The sequence below is a fragment of the uncultured Tenacibaculum sp. genome (genome assembly GCF_947502995.1).
Taxonomy (GTDB): Bacteria; Bacteroidota; Bacteroidia; order Flavobacteriales; family Flavobacteriaceae; genus Polaribacter.
In genome coordinates, this window is sequence record NZ_CANNBW010000017.1 from 112,039 (window position 1) to 128,220 (window position 16,182).

Genomic DNA, 16,182 nt, shown 5'->3' on the forward strand with positions numbered 1-16,182 from the left:
TTGAGCAAATATCAATGCAGGGAATAGAAGGGCGAATAGAAGTTTTTTCAAAATGACTTATGGTTTACGATAAAACGTTGCAGAAATGGTTTCAGTATTTCCAACATTATCAGAAACTACAATTTTAAAGATATGTTTGCTACCAACCAATTTTTTATCGGAAAAATCGTAGGTTAAAATTCCTTTTTTATGATTGTACTCCATTAAAACCCACTCATTATCTATATAACCGCGAAAATCTTTAATACCAGATTCTTCATCTTTAATTTTAACTTTAAGTGTTTTATTCTTGGTAATCCATTGTTGATCTGCAAAATTTACCAAATTGATTTTTGGAGAAATCGAATCTAATTTTAATGTATAGCTTCCTAATGTTTTCTGATTTGTATATACTTTATTTTCTTTCTTTTTTGTTGAAACATATTTAGGGTACTTTTTCTTAGTAACATTAGCAATATATACTTGTTGTTTTTTCTTAGTGTTTAAATGAGAAGTGTTAAAGGTTAATGTAAAACGTTTATCTAAAGGAATTGTAGGCTCATGTATTTTTGCTATTCCATCATTAACATCAAAATTTAAATAGCAATCGTGATAAAATGAGTTCTTAGGAAAAGCAATTGTTACATTTTCTTTCTGAAACTTATTAAAATTTACAGCAGTAATTTTATACTCAGTAGTATCCTTTTTAACGTCAAGCTCATTTTTTGAAACTCCTTTTATGGGAATTCTTAATTTAGAAGCATTACCTTCAAAATCTTTAGCTATAATTTCGATATTGTAACTAGCCAAAGGTTCAATATTTAATTTTCCTTCGTTAATTAAGTTCTCATAAAGGCTTAACTTGTTTTTTGTAACTCGATGTGTTTTTTGAAATTTCTTCTTGAATTTTCCATAATGATCATAATCAATTAATAAATTGATATACTTACTTTCTGCAAACGAAAAAGTTTCTACATCATGATAATAAACACGTTCACCGTTTACATTCATTTCTAAACTATAAATTCCATTTCGGTTCATAGCATCATCTTGTCTGTCAAAAGCTACAACACCTAAACCAATAGTTCCACTAGCTTCAATTCTTTGAGATACATATTTACCTTTGTCAACTTTTTTGATAGGAATAATAGATTTAACATTAGCATTATTTACCCTTGCATTTGTATCAAGAGGAAATACCATTAGTTTTTCTATAATTGGATTTCTAGTATCCTTAACTGCTAATCCAAAATGTAATGGATTTATAATTTTATCTGTTTTAGAGTCTCTTATTTCAAAATGTAAATGAGGTCCTCCAGAACTTCCAGTATCTCCAGAATATCCTATAATTTCTCCTTTTTTAACAGGGAATTTTTCTTCTCCTGGGAATAAATTTCCTGTGTAATAGCTTTTCTTTTTGTATTGAATGCTTTTTACGTACTTCTGAATTTTAGGAGAAAACCTTTGTAAATGTGCAAAAACAGTTGTAAAACCACTAGGATGCTTTACATATAAAACTTTCCCAAAACCATATTGAGCTACTTTGATACGATATATATAACCATTAGCAGGAGCTAAAATTGGTATTCCTTCCTTTTGCTGTGTCTTTAAATCTATTCCAGAATGGAAGTGATTACTCCTCAGTTCTCCAAATGTTCCAGCAACAACTACAGGAATATCCATAGGGTTGGAAAAATAACTTTGAGAGTATTTTCTTTGAGAAAAACCAACACTAATTGTGAATAATAAAAGTATAGTATGTAAATGTTTCAAAGCATATCTGTTTACCAACGAAAGTACTAAAATTATACCAAAATGTATTCGTTTGATAATCAGTGATATTTATAAAAAAGGGGTAAAGAGTTGTGATTGTTAAAAGAGATTGTTAATTTTGTTGAAATAGTTTATTTTTATTAATAAATGAATAACACATTAGAAGCAATTCATTTACTGGAAGTTAAGTTAAAAGACTTATTTGTCCGATACGAGTTTCTTATTGAAGAGAACGAGGTGTTGCTTCAACAAAATGGTGAGTTACAAATTTTATTAAGTAAAAAACAAGAGCAATTAGAAGAACAAAAAAAACAGTTTGATCTTTTAAAAGTAGCTAAAACTATGGAAGGCAGTAATGAAGATTCGAGAAATACCAAACTCAAAATAAATGCTTTAATTCGAGAAATAGATAAATGTATCTTACTCTTGAATTCGTAAAAGTTCTTTAAAATGAATAAAATAAAAGTTAATGTAGTTATTGCTGGTAGAACGTATCCTTTAATTGTAACTTCAACAGAAGAGGAAGAAGGAATGCGTAAAGCAGCAAAAAACATTAATGATTTAATTTTAAGTTTCGAGCAAAATTATGCTGTTGCAGATAAACAAGATGTACTTGCTATGTGTGCTTTACAGTTTGCTTCGAAATTAGAAATAAATACAATTAAGGCGTTAAATGAGTCTGATAAGATAAAAAATAAAGTGAATGAGTTAACTAATTTATTAGAAGCTCATTTAAAATAAGTTCATTACATAGTAATAAGTAAGATACTGCCTACATTAGTACATTAGTTTAATAAACTCAACACTATATCTTTAAAAAGAATGAGTCTTGGTTAGTAAAGCAAGCCGTTAGTTCGGATCCTTGATCAGCCAGTTAGTTCTAAACCTGTTTTTAAGGAGTTTATAAAACCATACTAATGTGGGCTTTTTTATTAAATAAATATATATAATCAAATCATTGATATGGAAGATTTAGTTATGCCAATCTTAGCTGGAGTAGTTGGTATTGTAATTGGTTTTATTGTAGCTAAGATTTTAGAAAAATCTAAGGCAAACAAATTACTTAAGGAAACGAATAAAGAAGCTGAAAATATTTTAAAAGAGGCTAAAGTAGAAGCCGAAGCAATAAAAAAAGATAAAATCTTACAAGCAAAAGAAAAATTTATAGAGCTTAAATCTGAGCATGAAAAAGTAATTTTATCTAGAGAAAAGAAAATGTCTGATGTTGAGAAAAGAATCAGAGATAAAGAATCTAGAGTATCTTCTGAGTTAGATAAAAACAAAAAATTAAGCCAATCTTTAGAGAAAAAAACAGCTGATTTAGATTATAAGTTAGACTTTTTAGATAAAAAAGAATCAGAATTAGAGAAACTTCATAAGCGTCATGTAGATATGTTAGAGCAAATCTCTGGTTTTTCTGCAGATGAAGCAAAAACAGAATTAGTTGCTTCTTTAAAAGAAGAAGCTAAAACTGATGCAATGAGTTTTATTCAAGAAACTATTGAAGAAGCTAAAATGACTGCTCAACAAGAGGCTAGAAAAGTGATTTTAAATACAATTCAAAGAGTAGGAGTAGAGCAAGCAGTTGAAAACTGTGTTTCTGTATTTAATTTAGAATCAGACGATGTTAAAGGTCGTATTATTGGTAGAGAAGGTAGAAACATTAGAGCTCTAGAAGCAGCTACAGGAGTAGAAATTATTGTTGATGATACACCTGAAGCAATTATATTATCTTGTTTTGATCCAGTAAGAAGAGAAATTGCTCGTTTGTCGATGCACAAATTAGTTACTGATGGTCGTATTCACCCAGCAAGAATTGAAGAGATCGTTAGAAAAACAGAAAAACAAATCAATCAAGAAATTATAGAAGTAGGTAAACGTACTGTTATCGACTTAGGAATTCATGGGTTACACCCTGAATTAATTAAAACTGTAGGTAGAATGAAGTATCGTTCTTCTTATGGTCAAAATTTATTACAACACTCTAGAGAAGTTGCTAACTTATGTGGTATAATGGCAGCGGAAATGGGGTTAAATGCCAAGGCAGCTAAAAGAGCTGGTTTATTACACGATATTGGTAAAGTTCCAGAAACAGAAAGTGAATTACCTCACGCATTATTGGGAATGCAATGGGCCGAGAAGTATGGTGAAAAGCCAAATGTGTGTAATGCAATTGGAGCTCACCATGATGAAATAGAAATGAAAACTTTAATTGCACCTATAGTTCAAGTTTGTGATGCAATATCTGGAGCTAGACCTGGAGCAAGAAGACAAGTTTTAGATAGCTATATCCAACGTTTGAAAGATTTAGAAGATATTGCTTTCGGATTTAGTGGAGTTCAAAAAGCTTTTGCGATTCAAGCCGGTAGAGAGTTGAGAGTTATGGTAGAAAGCACAAAAGTTAATGACGAAAAAGCTGCTGAATTATCATTCAATATTTCACAAAAAATCCAGAATGATATGACATATCCTGGTCAAGTAAAAGTTACTGTTATTAGAGAAACTAGAGCTGTAAACGTAGCGAAATAGTTTTTTAAACAAATAATTCATAAAAAAGTACGAGCATCAATTTGCTCGTACTTTTTTTATGAGGTTATTTTACTTATTGATTATTTGCTCTAAATGCCAAATTTTTGAAACTATTTGCCATCCGTTTTCTCCATTTACAAATCCAAGATGATCTACAAATATATTTTCATGAGCTCTAATTCTTATTTTCACAGTAGCACAAGATGAAGATAACATATCGATCATCAAAATCTCATATTCTGGTTTTTGATTTTTGCTAGCAGGAGATATTCTTCCAGCTACGTCCTTACTAAAACTAGTAATAGATTCTACAAATACATTTCCTTTATCTACATCGAAAAGACTCGACTTCTCATGAAAAATGGCATTAAGTTTTTGTACATCACAATAATGTATAGCGTCAAAATATATTTGTATCGCATTTATTAATTCAAGTGAATTTTTAGTTGTTTTTTCTTTCATTGTAATTAAATTTAAGGTTAATCAAAATTAATTTTAAGTTGAGCTCAACTGTAATTTTAAAACTGAGAGTTTCTAATATGTAATTGAATTTTATTCAATGATGAATTATTAGACAAATTAGTAGCTTTGTTATATATGGAAATCAAATATTTTAAATTGATAAAATCTATTGCTGAAGAAGGTAGTATTGCAAATTCTGCAGAAAAATTGTTTTTAACACAGTCAGCATTAAGTCATCAATTAAGAGAATTAGAATTACAGTTAGGATTTAAAGTGTTTTTAAGGTCAAGAAATAAATGGATCTTAACAGAAGAAGGTAAGGAGTTGTATAAGTTGGGAAATGACGTTCTTGAAAAGATTAAAGTAGGTTTTGAACAAATAGAACAAATTAAAAGTGGTTCTAAAGGAAATATTAAATTAAGTACTGAGTGTTATAGTTTTTATCAAGGGATTTCTGGTTTTATTCAAAAAATGGGTGTATTATATCCAGAGATCACTATCGATATAATACTTGAAGCAACCCATCAGCCTATACCTAAAATATTATCAAAAGAAATAGATATAGCAATAGTGACTCAAAAACCAGATCATAAAGATTTAGAGGAAGTAGAAGTATATAATGATGAAATCTTTGCAATTGTAAACAAAGAAAATATTCTAAGTAGAAAAGAATTTTTAAGTGCTGATGATTTTAAAAATGAACATTTAATAATCCATTCGTTTCCATTGGAAACAGTTTCCGTTTACAATAACTTTTTAAAGCCTAATAAAATTATACCTAAGAAAATTTCAGCAGTTCCTTTAACAGAAGTAGCTTTAGAAATGGTAGAAGCAAATATGGGGTTAATATGTGTACCAATTTGGGCAGTGAATTCATTTAAAATTTCAGAAGAGTTAACGTTTAAAAAATTGGGAAGTAATGGAGTTAAAAGAATACATTATATTGTTTTTAGAAAAGAAGATAAGTTGAAAAAATACATTAATGATTTTATTTCAAATTTTGAAGATCATTTTTCTAAATCAAAATAAAAAAGCCGCTTTAAAAGCGGCTTTTAATATTTATAAAATAGATTTTTATCTACGTCTATTTTTTCTTGAACTGTTGTTGTTATTGCGTCTTCTCTCAGATGATTGACCAGAAGAGTTGTTATTACTTTTGTTTCTAGTTCTACCAAAACCTCTATTTCCTCCATTAGAAGATCTGTCAGAACCACCACCATTTCGTCTTCTTCCTCCTCCAGAGCGTTTTCTTCCGCCTCCTTTTCGTTCTTTAGTAATTTCTATATTTACTCTTCTACCATTAAAATCTGGTTGATTTTCTTCAAAAACCTCTAAAGTTTGAGCTTCGTGGTTCTTATCAATTTCAAAGAAAGAGAAAGTATCTAAAATATCAATAGCACCAATTTCTACGTTCTTATTAATTCCTTGTTCATTAATCAATCCCATTAATTTAGCAGGATTAAGTCTATCTTTCCTTCCAATATTAATAAAGAATCGTGTCATGTTTTCACTAGACATTCTTCCGCCTCTGCTTGAAGAACCGCTGTCTCTATCTCTCGAACTCATTTTATTTAAGTCCGGAGCATTTTCGTAATATGATAAGAAAGAATTAAATTCTAATGAAACAAACTTTTGAATAAGTTCTTCTCTAGAAAATGTACTTAATTTTTCATAAATACTAGGTAAAAAGCTATCGATTTCTGTAGAATTAACTTCAGATTTTTCAATTTTGTCAATTAAATGGAATAATTGCTTTTCACAAATTTCCTTTCCTGTTGGAATAGGAGTTTGAATAAATTTTTTCTTTAAAATTCTTTCTATAGGAGAAAGTTTACTTCTTTCTTTTCTATTAACTAAAGCAATAGAAACCCCTTTGTTACCAGCTCTACCAGTTCTACCACTTCTGTGGTTATAGTTTTCTATTTGATCTGGTAATTTATGGTTTATAACGTGAGTTAAGTTATTTACATCTAAACCTCTAGCTGCAACATCTGTAGCAACAAGCATTTGGATGTTCTTTTTTCTGAATTTTTCCATAACGCTATCTCTTTGTGCTTGAGATAAATCACCATGTAAAGCATCAGCATTATATCCATCTTGAATTAATAAATCAGCAATTAATTGTGTTTCTCTTCTTGTTCTACAGAAGACAATTGCATAAATGTCTGGATTTACATCAGCTACACGTTTTAGTGCTGGATATCTTGTTTTCTCAGTAACATTGTAAAACTCGTGTGTTACATTGTCAGATCCTTGGTTTTTCTCTCCTGAAGTTATTTCAACAGGATTTTCCATGTAGTTTTTAGCTATAGCCTCAACCTCTCTAGGAAAAGTTGCAGAGAATAATAATGTTTGTTTAGTATCAGGAGTTGCATCAAGAACCTTATCTAGTTCTTCTTTGAATCCCATGTTAAGCATTTCATCAGCTTCATCTAAAACTAACCAATCTACATTATTAAGTTTTAAAGCTCTTCTTCTTATTAAATCAACAGTTCTACCTGGCGTACCAACTACTATTTGAACTCCTTTTTTTAATTGTCTAATTTGTTGTTCAATATTAGCACCTCCATAAACGGTAGTAACATTTAAGTTAGGTATATATTTAGAAAAGTCTTCAATATTTTTTCCAATTTGAACAGCTAATTCACGAGTAGGGGATAAAATTATCGCCTGAGTATGATTGCTGTTTTCATCTACTTGTTCCACAATAGGTAAACTAAAAGCAGCAGTTTTACCAGTACCGGTTTGTGCAAATGCTTTTAAATCGTCTTTAGATGATATTATTTGTGGAATTGCTTTTTGTTGGATTACTGTAGGTGTTTCGTAACCTAAATCTACCAACGCTTTATTAATAGGTTCTTTTAAACCTAAGTCAGAAAAAGTTATTGACATTTTGTGAATTTAATCGAATCCACAGATGCCCTATCCATGAATTCTAAATATTTATATTATTTTTTTGGACGCGGCAAAAGTAGTGAAATAAAAACAAATAAATGGAATAAAGCTAAATTAATGAAGTTCAGTGATTTGTTTTTCTATTTTTTCAGATGATAGAGCGCAAAAACTATTAACTACAAATCCTTTCTTATTTACCAATATTGTTCTTGGATATTTACTAGTTAAGAAGTTGTGAGCATGACTATTTTCATCAAGATAAAACTGGTGTTTAATATCTAGTTTTTTAATATACTCGTTTTTACGATCATCTATATTTACTACTAAAAACTGAATATTAGGGTTTTTACGGATTAAGTAATTCATTCTTGAAGCAACCCAATTATCTGGTGAAATTTCTTTATTTCTGAAATATATTACGGTATTGTTACCTCTTACAATATCTTTGATACCTTCTATAGAACCTTGAGGTGTGTGAATTGTAAATTCAGGTAAGCGTTTGTTTTTTTGTATATGTTTTACGTCAGAGAGTAATCTAGAAATAAGATCTTTATCTGCATCATTAGAAGAAAGTTCTGTAAATAAATTATACGCTTTTTTATTTAATCCGCAACTCTTCTTAGAATAAAAATGACGAATTATAGATTCTTTTAAAAGTCTGTTTTTTAAATCTGTAGATTCTATTTTACTATTTACAGTTTCCAAAACAGAAATGGTAAATTCATCACTTTCATCTTTAATGTTTTTTGCATAAACATCATAATATATATTGTTGTAAACATATTTTCTGTAAGGAGGAAAGAACATTAATGAATCTCCATTAATACCAATATCTTTTCTATGTGAAATAAAATTATTTTCGTTTATACTGTCAGGCTGATCTCTTAATCTGTTGTTTATTGCATAAGTTTCTAACTTAGAATATAGAGGATAGTATAAAACAACTTTTAAAACATCAAGATAATTTTCAGAAATATTAACAGATCTTGTTTTAAATTCTTTTAAGTAATCGTCTTTCTGTTTTTTTAATGAATCTAATGTTTTTAAAAAGTCATTAGGAGTTAACTTATTGTACTTGTAGAAATCTTTTACTTGTTTTTCATTAATTAAGAAATTTTCAATGAGCGCATTATTTTTTTCTGCATTACTACCACTAAAAACTAGTGACTCATCAAATCCCCAAGTGTTTAAACGCATAAGCAAACTATCTTGAGGTTCTAGATATAAATATTGAGTTTCTGGTCCGTGTTTGAAATAATACAAACCAGTTTTAATATTATCTAATTTTCCTAAAAAAGTATTATCTGTGTTTAATTTTATAGAATCTACAACTTCACTTTCATTATTATAAATAATAACAAAATCACCTTTTGGATGTATAATTTTTCCACCTACATACGTAAAATTTTCATCCTTTGAAGTAGCACAACTAATTAAGAAAATCGAAATTAAAGGTACTATATATTTAATCATATTCTTGTTAGAAAGGTCTATTTTTCAGCTACCAAAAATAGAAATAAGAGTAATATTATGTTGTTAATTCGGTGTTAATATTAACAAAATAGAATCATTTTTAATAAAATAAATATTTGCTGTTCAAATGCTTTCAAAAGCCCACAGTTTTTATACTTTTGCATCGAAATTTAAAAAGTAGATAATGTTATCAGTTTCTAACCTATCCGTTCAATTTGGAAAGCGTGTATTATTTGATGAAGTGAACACGAAGTTTACTCAAGGTAATTGTTATGGTATTATCGGTGCAAATGGTGCTGGTAAATCTACATTCTTAAAAATATTATCAGGTAAAATAGATCCTACTTCTGGTCATGTTCACTTAGAACCAGGAAAAAGAATGTCAGTTTTATCCCAAGATCACTATGCATTTGATGAATTTCCTGTTCTAGAAACAGTTGTAATGGGAAATAAAGATCTTTATAAGATTAAAAAAGAGATCGATGCTTTATATGCAGATTATACTGATGAGAATGCTGAGAAAATTGGAGAATTACAAGTTCAGTTCGAAGAAATGAATGGTTGGAATGCCGATTCTGAAGCAGCTGCAATGTTATCTAATTTAGGAATAAAAGAAGATTTACATTATTCTTTAATAAAAGATTTAGATGGTAAGCAAAAAGTACGTGTTTTATTAGCACAAGCGTTATTTGGAAGTCCAGATGTATTAATTATGGATGAGCCTACCAATGATTTAGATTTTGAAACTATTGCTTGGTTAGAGAATTTCTTAGCAAATTATGACAACACAGTAATTGTTGTTTCTCACGACCGTCACTTTTTAGATGCAGTTTGTACTCATATTTCTGATATTGATTTTGGTAAAATAAATCACTTTTCTGGAAATTATACTTTTTGGTATGAATCAAGTCAGTTAGCTGCTAAACAGAGAGCACAACAAAACAAGAAAGCTGAAGATAAAAAGAAAGAATTAGAAGAGTTTATTCGTCGTTTTTCTGCCAATGTAGCAAAATCTAAGCAAGCTACTTCACGTAAGAAAATGATCGAAAAACTTAATGTTGAAGATATTAAACCATCAAGTAGAAGATATCCAGCTATTATTTTTGAAAGAGATAGAGAAGCGGGAGATCAAATTTTAAATGTTGAAGGTTTATCTAAAACTGATGCAGAGGGAGAATTATTATTCTCTAATGTTGACATCAATTTAAATAGAGGAGACAAGGTTGCAGTAATTTCTAAAAATTCAAAAGCAACTACTGCTTTCTATCAAATTATAGCAGGAAATATCGAAGCTGATTCAGGAAAATATAATTGGGGTGTAACAACTACACAGTCATATTTACCAGCAGATAACTCTGAGTTTTTCCAAAATGGAGAATTAAACTTAGTAGATTGGTTACGTCAGTATGCACAAACTGAAGAAGAGCGTGAAGAAGTATTCTTAAGAGGTTTCTTAGGAAAAATGATTTTCTCAGGAGAAGAAGCATTAAAAAAGAGTAATGTTTTATCTGGAGGAGAAAAAGTACGTTGTATGTTATCTCGAATGATGATGACTAGAGCTAATATTTTAATGTTAGATGAACCAACAAACCACTTAGATTTAGAGTCAATTCAATCTCTGAACAATTCTTTAATTAATTTTAAAGGAACAGTTTTATTTACAACTCACGATCACGAGTTTGCGCAAACAGTTGCAAATAGAATTATAGAAATTACACCTAATGGTGTTATTGATAAGTATGCAACTTTTGATGATTATTTAGATGATTCTAAAGTTAAAGAATTAAGAGAAAAAATGTACGCATAAAACAAAAGGAAGCTTTTTAGCTTCCTTTTTTTATTTCCTGTTATAACAAATACTTATTTTTTAATTGGACTAATAATATCTACATCACTAAAAGCAATTGCACCTCTAATAATACCATCAATATTACTTTTTAAAGCTTCAATTAGTTGCATTTTTAACTGCGACTTGTGATAAATTAAACTAACTTCTCTAGCAGGTGGTGGAGTATTAAATTCACGTAAATATTTTTTGTCTTCTTCAGATAAATCTAAAGTATTTAAATATGGTAAAAGTGTCATACCTAAACCATCTTTAGATAACTTAATTAGCGTATCAAAACTTCCACTTTCTAAATGAAACTTTTTATCATCATCTTTCTTATTCATTTTACATAGATTAATAACGCTGTTTTTAAAACAATGTCCATCCTCTAATAATAAAACATCTTCTAATTCTAAATCTTCAACATCTAATTTAGATTTAGAAAACAAGCGATGTTCATTAGGAATTAATCCGACAAAAGGTTCGTAATATAAAACTCGTTCTTTTATAGCTTCATTGCCTAATGGAGTGGCAGCTATTGCAGCATCAATATATCCATCAGTTAACTTCCTAATAATTTCATCTGTAGTTAATTCTTCAATCACCAACTGAACTTTCGGGTAAGTTCTAGTAAAGTTTTTTAAGAACATAGGTAATAAAGTAGGCATAACTGTAGGAATAATTCCTAATTTAAATTCACCACCGATATATCCTTTTTGCTGATGAACAATATCTATAATTCGATTACTTTCATCTACAATAACTTTAGCTTGTTCAACTATTTTTTCTCCAACAGGAGTTAATTCTATTGGTTTTTTAGAGCGGTTAAAAATCTTAGCATCTAATTCTTCTTCTAGTTTTTGAATTTGCATACTAAGTGTAGGCTGAGTAACAAAACAATGCTCAGCAGCTACAGTAAAGTTTTTATGTTCTGCAACAGATAAGGTATATTTTAACTGTGTTATAGTCATTCTATAATAATTTTCGATAAATATATTAAAACTATCAATTATACTAATAGTAGTTTCTTTTTATTTTGAGATAATTTTGAAAAAAGAAATATTAAAAACGATTATGACTAAAACAATAATAGGATTAGATAAAGCAAAATCTGAAGAATTAGTAAAAGAACTAAATACATTATTAGCCAACTTTCAGATTCATTACCAAAATTTGAGAGGATTACATTGGAATATTAAAGGGAAAAACTTTTTTGAATTGCATGTGAAATTTGAAGAATTATATACAGATGCCCAATTAAAAATAGATTTAATCGCTGAGCGAATTCTGACTTTGCAAGGTGAGCCTTTACATACTTTTGAAGATTATTTACATAATGGTAACGTTACAGTTGGTAAAAGTATAAGTAACGATGAACAAGCAATACAGTTAATAGTGAGTTCTTTAACTACATTATTAAGCGTAGAAAGAGAAATTTTAGAATTATCTGATGAAGCTAACGATGAAGGAACAAATTCTATGATGAGCGATTTTATCGCAGAACAAGAAAAAACAATTTGGATGTTTAATGCTTGGTTAACCAAGTAGATAACAAGAATAAATTAAAAAAGAAAAGTGATTGCATTATTGTTATCACTTTTCTTTTTTTTATAAAAATCTTCTTATTTATATTAGTTCTAATTATTAAAGATTAATTGATTTAGGTAACTTTTTATTAAAAAGAAATTAAAATACTGATCACTTAAAGTTTAAATCTGAGCCTTTGTTTTGCCTGGTAAATATTAATTAACAAAACTAAATAAGGACACATGAAAAAACTTAAATTAAGTGTAGCTGCTTTATTAGCATTAGCTATTTCTACTACTACATTTTATTCTTGTGAAGATGGAATGAATGGTGTAGATGGAAAAGATGGTATTGATGGAGTAGATGGACAAGACGGTCAAGATGGGGAAGACGGTCAAGACGCCACTGCTGTATTAACATCTTCTAAAACACCAAATTTTTTAAAAGTAACTAGTGATTTCGTAGGATTAAAAATAACTCCAATTTTATCTTCTGAAGATATTATTCCTAATACACCAGATTTCGTTTACGGGTCTATGGCAGATGGAGCTGGATTATTAAGAGAAGCTGACGGAACTTTCACTTTAATTAATAACATAGAAGCTGATTATTCTATTGCTAGAATTAAATTAGATAAAAACTTAAAGCCAACTGCTGGAGAGTATATTTTAAATGCTGCAGCAACTGCAGAAACTGCTCAATGTTCAGGGTCTATGATTAGTCCAGAAGAGCATGGTTTCGGACCAATGTATTTATCTGGTGGAGAATGGGGAGGTTCTTCTAAAGGAGTTTTCGCTACAGATCCATACAAATCAGCTGATGATGCTGGAACAGGAAGATTATTGCCAGCTTTAGGTCAATGGTCTACAGAAAATGCTGTTGTTATCGGTAAAGATGCTTATCCAAATCAAACAGTTGCTTTTATTGGAGATGATCATTCAGATAACGATGTTCCTTCAGGACAATTAGGAATGTATGTTGGAAATAGAGGTGATTTAGAAACTGGTAAATTATACGGATTAAAAGTTACTACTGCTGGAATCGACTATGAAGTTGATATGGTTGAAGGAACTGAGTATGATGCTGAGTTTGTTGAATTAACTGAAACTGAAATTAGTGCTTTAGATGCTGAAGCTAAGTCTAAAGGAGTAATGGGATTCTCTCGTTTAGAAGATATCGACTGGAGAAGAGGATCTGCTGGTAATCAAAGAGAACTTTACTTTGCTGTTACAGGTAGAAATAAATCTGGATTAATGGGTAAAGGTACTTTCTTAGGACGTATTTATAAAGTTGTATTAAATGATACAGATCCAACAGGAGCTGCTAAAATCACTTGTATTTTAGATGGTGATAAAGTTGGTGGAAAAGCTGATGGATTCCATTCTCCAGATAATATTTTAGTAACTGAAAATTATGCTTACATCCAAGAAGATCCAAATGGATATTTAGATACAGCAGTAAACGGATTTGCTAAATTATACCAATACAATTTAAATACAGGAGAAATTAAAACTGTATTAGAGTGTGATCAAAATAGAGCTGCTGATATGGGATATGGTTCTAACACAAGAAACTGGGAAATTACAGGTATGATCGATGTAACAGATATTGTTAGCAATGGTAAAAATACATTTATCGTAATTACTCAAAATCACGGATGGGAGCCTGCAGATGGAACTTCATTTACAGATCCATTAGCGAATCCTGATTTAGGAAATAGAAAAGAAGGTTCAGTTTTACACGTTATCACTGGATTAGAAAGATAAAAAAATGAAAGACATATTAAGTCGAGCTAAGGCATACCTCTGTGTATGTCTTTTGCTTTTGTTGGTCGGATGTGGTAAAGAAGATAAAAAATATGTAGCTGTAGCTGATTTTTCTACAGATATTTATGTTTTATATAATGACTATTTATCTAATGCTATAACTCATTTAAATAAGATAAATTTAGAAAGTACATCTTCTTCAGAAAGAAAAGAGTTTTACAAAACTGCCAGAAAGTATTTCAAATTAATGGAGCCAATTTTGGCGTATTCAGATAAGAATAATTACAAATCGTTGAATGCACCAAATATTATTCAAGTTAAAGGAGAGGAATCTCAAGACACTAGAGTGATCAATCCAATAGGTTTTCAGGTAATTGAAGAAAATTTATACGAAGATCAAATTGATACACTTGTATTAAATAGAGCAGTTAATGTAACTAGAGATCGATTAAAATTAATCCAGAAAAATGTTGCGTTAAAACTAAAGGATTATCACATCATTTGGATGTTAAGAGATCAAATAGTAAGAATTGCAACTACTGGTATTACAGGGTTCGATTCACCAGTGTTAAGTCAATCTTTATTAGAAAGTAACTATACTTATAATACAATAATTGAAATTGTAAAAATGAATGAAGACAAGTTCAAATCTAAAGAACTAAAAGATAAATTCATTGAAGAAATTATTGCAGCACAAAAAGACTTAGATCATGATTTTGATACTTTCGATCGTTTTACATTCATAAAAAAGCATACAGATTATCAGTTGAAATTATTAGTTGATATTCAAAAAGATTGGAATGTAACATTTCCTTTTGAAATGGCATTATCAAACTCAATGACAACACTTTTTTCTGATACTGCTTTCAATATTGATTATTTTTCTGATCAACTAAGCGATACCACAAAGCTTTCTGAGAAAATAATTTTCGGTAGAGAATTATTTAACGATAAATCTTTATCTAAAGATTATTCAATGGCTTGTGCAACATGTCATGTAAAAGATTTAGCTTTTACTGATGGTAAAAAAACATTTGATAAAAATCAAACTAGAAATACACCAACAGTTGCTTATTCGGCTTATCAACAAGCTTTTTTTATGGATGCCAGAGCTGGTAGTTTAGAAGGACAAGTAGTAGGTGTTGTAAAAAATCATAATGAGTTCAATATGTCTATGGATTCAGTGGTAGCTAGAGTAATTAATAATGAAACTTACAAGAACAAGTTATCAGATTTATATAAAAATAAAAGAGTTGATTATAATATCAGACATGCAATTGCATCTTACATAAGAAGTTTAAATTCATTCGATTCTAAGTTTGATAAAAATATACGAGGAGAGGAAAATACCTTAACAGAAGAAGAACAATTAGGTTTTAATCTTTTTATGGGAAAAGCAATGTGTGCTACTTGTCATTTTGCTCCAGTTTTTAATGGAACTGTTCCTCCAAATTATACAGATACAGAATTAGAGTTTATTGGAGTTCCGGCTACTAAAGATACTTTAAATGCAAAATTATCTCCAGATTTAGGACGATATGAATTGTTTAAAACACCAGAACGTAAACATTTCTTTAAAACACCAACCGTTAGAAATGCGGGAATTACAGCTCCATACATGCATAACGGAGTGTATACAACTTTAGATGAAGTTATGGATTTTTATAATAAAGGTGGTGGAGCAGGATTAGGAATTGAAAATGATTATCAAACTTTACCTTTTGATAATCTTAAACTTTCTAAAGAAGAAATAGCAGCAGTAATAGCATTCATGGAAACATTAAATGATAGTAAAAATTAAGGTTATATTTACTATTAACATACACAACAAGATAAAAAGCCTCATAAATTTATGAGGCTTTCGCTTTTTATTTGTCCCGTCCTGAAATAAGTTTACACAATTTAGACTTATTTTATGAATAACAATGAATCCAAGAAAAAGCGAACTCA

The 16,182-nt window shown here is 29.4% G+C and carries 13 protein-coding genes and 1 other RNA gene; 9 read left to right on the forward strand and 5 right to left on the reverse strand.

Going from position 1 to position 16,182, the window contains the following annotated elements; translation table 11 throughout:
- Nucleotides 1-57: 57 nt before the first annotated feature.
- Entirely contained in the window at nt 58-1,752 is a 1,695-nt protein-coding gene (locus tag Q1A46_RS14965) for a M23 family metallopeptidase (RefSeq protein ID WP_299680437.1), read from the reverse strand.
- 147 nt (nt 1,753-1,899) lie between these two features.
- Here Q1A46_RS14965 and Q1A46_RS14970 point away from each other — a divergent pair, with 147 nt between their 5' ends.
- The 4 genes from Q1A46_RS14970 to rny all read left to right on the forward strand — a co-directional run bounded on the left by Q1A46_RS14970 (nt 1,900) and on the right by rny (nt 4,281).
- Nucleotides 1,900-2,190, forward strand: coding sequence for a hypothetical protein (locus tag Q1A46_RS14970; protein WP_299680440.1), 291 nt, complete (start codon nt 1,900-1,902; stop codon nt 2,188-2,190).
- A 12-nt stretch (nt 2,191-2,202) separates the two neighbouring features.
- Nucleotides 2,203-2,493 carry a cell division protein ZapA gene (locus Q1A46_RS14975; protein ID WP_299680442.1) on the forward strand — a complete coding sequence of 97 codons (291 nt, stop codon included), beginning with the start codon at nt 2,203-2,205 and terminating at the stop codon, nt 2,491-2,493.
- Nucleotides 2,494-2,549: 56 nt separating this feature from the next.
- Nucleotides 2,550-2,655, forward strand: a non-coding RNA gene (gene ssrS, locus Q1A46_RS14980) — 6S RNA.
- Nucleotides 2,656-2,715: 60 nt separating this feature from the next.
- On the forward strand, nt 2,716-4,281 hold the full coding sequence (gene rny / locus Q1A46_RS14985) for a ribonuclease Y (RefSeq protein WP_299680444.1): 1,566 nt from the start codon (nt 2,716-2,718) through the stop codon (nt 4,279-4,281).
- A gap of 69 nt (nt 4,282-4,350) precedes the next feature.
- Here the strand turns inward: rny and Q1A46_RS14990 are convergent, their stop codons facing one another.
- Entirely contained in the window at nt 4,351-4,743 is a 393-nt protein-coding gene (locus Q1A46_RS14990) for a nuclear transport factor 2 family protein (protein WP_299680447.1), read from the reverse strand.
- Between the two features lie 156 nt (nt 4,744-4,899).
- Between Q1A46_RS14990 and Q1A46_RS14995 the strand changes: the two genes are divergently transcribed.
- Nucleotides 4,900-5,772, forward strand: coding sequence for a LysR family transcriptional regulator (locus tag Q1A46_RS14995; RefSeq protein WP_299680450.1), 873 nt, complete (start codon nt 4,900-4,902; stop codon nt 5,770-5,772).
- Nucleotides 5,773-5,817: 45 nt separating this feature from the next.
- Here the strand turns inward: Q1A46_RS14995 and Q1A46_RS15000 are convergent, their stop codons facing one another.
- Nucleotides 5,818-7,635: a DEAD/DEAH box helicase gene (locus Q1A46_RS15000; RefSeq protein WP_299680453.1), complete on the reverse strand. Its 1,818-nt coding sequence runs from the start codon at nt 7,633-7,635 to the stop codon at nt 5,818-5,820.
- 117 nt (nt 7,636-7,752) lie between these two features.
- Nucleotides 7,753-9,111, reverse strand: a complete 1,359-nt coding sequence (locus tag Q1A46_RS15005; protein WP_299680456.1) for a hypothetical protein — start codon at nt 9,109-9,111, stop codon at nt 7,753-7,755.
- A 184-nt stretch (nt 9,112-9,295) separates the two neighbouring features.
- On the opposite strand from Q1A46_RS15005, the gene Q1A46_RS15010 reads away from it, so the two are divergent.
- On the forward strand, nt 9,296-10,918 hold the full coding sequence (locus tag Q1A46_RS15010) for an ABC-F family ATP-binding cassette domain-containing protein (RefSeq protein ID WP_299680458.1): 1,623 nt from the start codon (nt 9,296-9,298) through the stop codon (nt 10,916-10,918).
- Between the two features lie 53 nt (nt 10,919-10,971).
- On the opposite strand, the gene Q1A46_RS15015 is transcribed toward Q1A46_RS15010, so the two are convergent.
- Nucleotides 10,972-11,910, reverse strand: coding sequence for a LysR family transcriptional regulator (locus Q1A46_RS15015; protein ID WP_299680461.1), 939 nt, complete (start codon nt 11,908-11,910; stop codon nt 10,972-10,974).
- A 103-nt stretch (nt 11,911-12,013) separates the two neighbouring features.
- Here Q1A46_RS15015 and Q1A46_RS15020 point away from each other — a divergent pair, with 103 nt between their 5' ends.
- From Q1A46_RS15020 to Q1A46_RS15030, 3 genes are all read left to right on the forward strand, one after another.
- Nucleotides 12,014-12,487: a Dps family protein gene (locus tag Q1A46_RS15020; RefSeq protein WP_299680464.1), complete on the forward strand. Its 474-nt coding sequence runs from the start codon at nt 12,014-12,016 to the stop codon at nt 12,485-12,487.
- A gap of 221 nt (nt 12,488-12,708) precedes the next feature.
- Nucleotides 12,709-14,232, forward strand: coding sequence for a phosphatase (locus Q1A46_RS15025; RefSeq protein ID WP_299680467.1), 1,524 nt, complete (start codon nt 12,709-12,711; stop codon nt 14,230-14,232).
- A gap of 4 nt (nt 14,233-14,236) precedes the next feature.
- Nucleotides 14,237-16,033, forward strand: a complete 1,797-nt coding sequence (locus Q1A46_RS15030; protein ID WP_299680469.1) for a cytochrome-c peroxidase — start codon at nt 14,237-14,239, stop codon at nt 16,031-16,033.
- Nucleotides 16,034-16,182: the final 149 nt, after the last annotated feature.

Coding starts and splice junctions, on each gene's coding strand:
- Q1A46_RS15005 (WP_299680456.1), bottom strand. CDS start 9,111: ATGATTAAATATATAGTACCTTTAATTTCGATTTTCTTAATTAGTTGT.
- Q1A46_RS15025 (WP_299680467.1), top strand. CDS start 12,709: ATGAAAAAACTTAAATTAAGTGTAGCTGCTTTATTAGCATTAGCTATT.
- Q1A46_RS15010 (WP_299680458.1), top strand. CDS start 9,296: ATGTTATCAGTTTCTAACCTATCCGTTCAATTTGGAAAGCGTGTATTA.
- rny (WP_299680444.1), top strand. CDS start 2,716: ATGGAAGATTTAGTTATGCCAATCTTAGCTGGAGTAGTTGGTATTGTA.
- Q1A46_RS15020 (WP_299680464.1), top strand. CDS start 12,014: ATGACTAAAACAATAATAGGATTAGATAAAGCAAAATCTGAAGAATTA.
- Q1A46_RS14970 (WP_299680440.1), top strand. CDS start 1,900: ATGAATAACACATTAGAAGCAATTCATTTACTGGAAGTTAAGTTAAAA.
- Q1A46_RS15015 (WP_299680461.1), bottom strand. CDS start 11,910: ATGACTATAACACAGTTAAAATATACCTTATCTGTTGCAGAACATAAA.
- Q1A46_RS15030 (WP_299680469.1), top strand. CDS start 14,237: ATGAAAGACATATTAAGTCGAGCTAAGGCATACCTCTGTGTATGTCTT.
- Q1A46_RS14975 (WP_299680442.1), top strand. CDS start 2,203: ATGAATAAAATAAAAGTTAATGTAGTTATTGCTGGTAGAACGTATCCT.
- Q1A46_RS14990 (WP_299680447.1), bottom strand. CDS start 4,743: ATGAAAGAAAAAACAACTAAAAATTCACTTGAATTAATAAATGCGATA.
- Q1A46_RS15000 (WP_299680453.1), bottom strand. CDS start 7,635: ATGTCAATAACTTTTTCTGACTTAGGTTTAAAAGAACCTATTAATAAA.